Annotated in this window: 2 protein-coding genes; one reads left to right on the forward strand and one right to left on the reverse strand. The window is 47.2% G+C overall.

Annotated features, from left to right (window positions below):
• Positions 1–200: 200 nt before the first annotated feature.
• Entirely contained in the window at positions 201–1865 is a 1665-nt protein-coding gene (locus H525_RS0115385) for an IS1634 family transposase (protein ID WP_027416905.1), read from the reverse strand.
• A gap of 61 nt (positions 1866–1926) precedes the next feature.
• Here H525_RS0115385 and H525_RS29645 point away from each other — a divergent pair.
• A partial coding sequence (locus tag H525_RS29645; protein ID WP_211237025.1) for a hypothetical protein occupies positions 1927–2127 on the forward strand: 201 nt, incomplete at its 3' end.

Here is a 2127-nt window from a genome sequence, read left to right on the forward strand (position 1 = left end):
TACGATGCCGGTGCGAGAGTACAGGAATTGATCGATTTAAAGGTCTGTGACGTAAGATTGGCCCAGCCCGCAACGATCACTTTGACTGGAAAAGGCAACAAGAAAAGGCCCGAGTTCGACAGTTGCTAGGCAAATAAAATGCCCGCAAACCTAGACCATGCTTGAGTTCACAGGCATTCAGACAGAAATATAGCGTGTATCTATGCTCTTGGATGGATTTCAAGGAACCTTGGAGGTGGCTCAATCCCAAGCGCAGCAAAGATTTTTCGCTGTTTCGCCGTCAGTTCTGTACTCTGGTAAACGTCACCGTTTTTAGAAGAAAAATGTCCGAGATGGATGCGATCCAAATCCTTGCGCAGCACATTCCAGGTCTCACCGGTTTCCACTTCCACAATGCGTACCAAGAGCAAAGCGAGCCAGCTCAGCAAAATATGGGAACGAATCCGGTCTTCGAGACGGTGAAACATAGGCCGAAGCTGCAATGTGGTTTTCAGGGTACGAAAGGCATCCTCTACATCCACAAGCTGCTTATAACCTAAAGCAACATCCTCGGCGGAAAGCGTATCATCCGACGTGCGAATTAAATACTTGCCGTCATATTTCTCGGCATCACGGATGGCTTGCTTGTCCAACTTGAGTGTTCCGTCTTTCAGTTGGCGCAGATATTTCCCATACGTCTGGTGGGAGCGCAACTGGCAAGCCGCTTTGGTGTGAGATTGTCCGCCCAATTGCTTGAGATCTTCCAGATTCGCCTGCAGTTTCGCGATCGTTTGCTCGCGGCGAACACGATCACGCTCCGCTTCTTTGGGATTATACACGATCACGTATCGTTTTCGGGCTTCACCGTCACCTACGACGATGTCTTTGACTTGCAGGTTCTCCCGCACATGATGATACCGGCCTTTGCGGCTCATGGCTTCTTCTGTGGACTCTTTGCCGGAACGCATTTTCTCGCCGACAATGTAATGCCCGCCGGTCTTCTGCAAGGTGCGCAAGTTCTCTTCGGATGTAAAACCGCGGTCCATCACGCTGATCACACGACCCAGTTTCCAGCCGATCAAGTCTTTTTTGACTTGTTCGACCACAGACATGTCCGAAGTGTTTCCGGGCCACACCCATGAACGGATCGGAATACCTTCACGTGTGACAGCCAGTCCGATGACCACTTGTACAAGATCCGGACGCTTGTCTTTCGAGAAACCAGTTTTCCGAAATGATTCTTCCTCCGGCGCATCAAACGGATCCACTTCGAAGTAAGAGGAGGTGGTATCGAAGTAGAGGAAATCGACTTCCAGATTGAGAAGATCCGACACCGCGCAGTAGACCTGATGCTCTAACTCGGATTGAACTTCAAGCAGTTCATCCATCGCTCGGTACAACTGCTGACTGTTGACCTCAGAGATGCCCGGAAGATATACATCTTCCCTTACCCAATCCTCCATCCCCAACTTGCTGGAGGGGTTCAATGCACGATTTGCCACCATAGAGAAAATCAGCCGTTCGATGGATGCTTGATGTTTTCGGTCGGCAAATAGCGTTTCCAAGATCGCATCCAGACCCATCTTATTCCACAGTTGATTTAACATCCAGGCGCCGCCTAAGCGCTTGCTGGATTGAAACAAAAAATCCGCCGTTTCTCCAATGGTATTTTGAGCTTGCAACGCAGCTTCGGGTGAAAGGTACCGGGAAATGCTTTGAACCAGACGTTCCAAAACGGCACGATCAACCTCGTCTTCTCGTCCAAAAGAGTAAATCACCTTCGCTTTTGAATATTTGGCTTCCGAATCCCATTCATTATGAGCTAATTGGAGATATGCAGTTGTCGTTCCATTTTTGTTTTTTCGAGATACGCGACGAATATACATGCCTATATTATATCGTATAAAACCGATAAAATAAAGCATTAAATAAATAAAACGTGTGCCTATGAAATTTCGGTTATTTTTCTATTTCAGAAATGGAAAAACCTTGATTAAAAAGGTTTTTTGGTTTCGTGCATTACTAATTTTGCCGATTTCCTGTCGAACTCGGGAAAGGAACATTCCGATTATGGCTAAGACTAAAAGCATTCTTGATAATTACATGACTGAAAACCATCTCCTTGAAAACGGACGACAGCAAAGCCCC

It is taken from the genome of Aneurinibacillus terranovensis DSM 18919 (assembly GCF_000430625.1).
GTDB lineage: Bacteria > Bacillota > Bacilli > Aneurinibacillales > Aneurinibacillaceae > Aneurinibacillus_B > Aneurinibacillus_B terranovensis.

Coding starts and splice junctions, on each gene's coding strand:
- H525_RS0115385 (WP_027416905.1), bottom strand. CDS start 1,865: ATGTATATTCGTCGCGTATCTCGAAAAAACAAAAATGGAACGACAACT.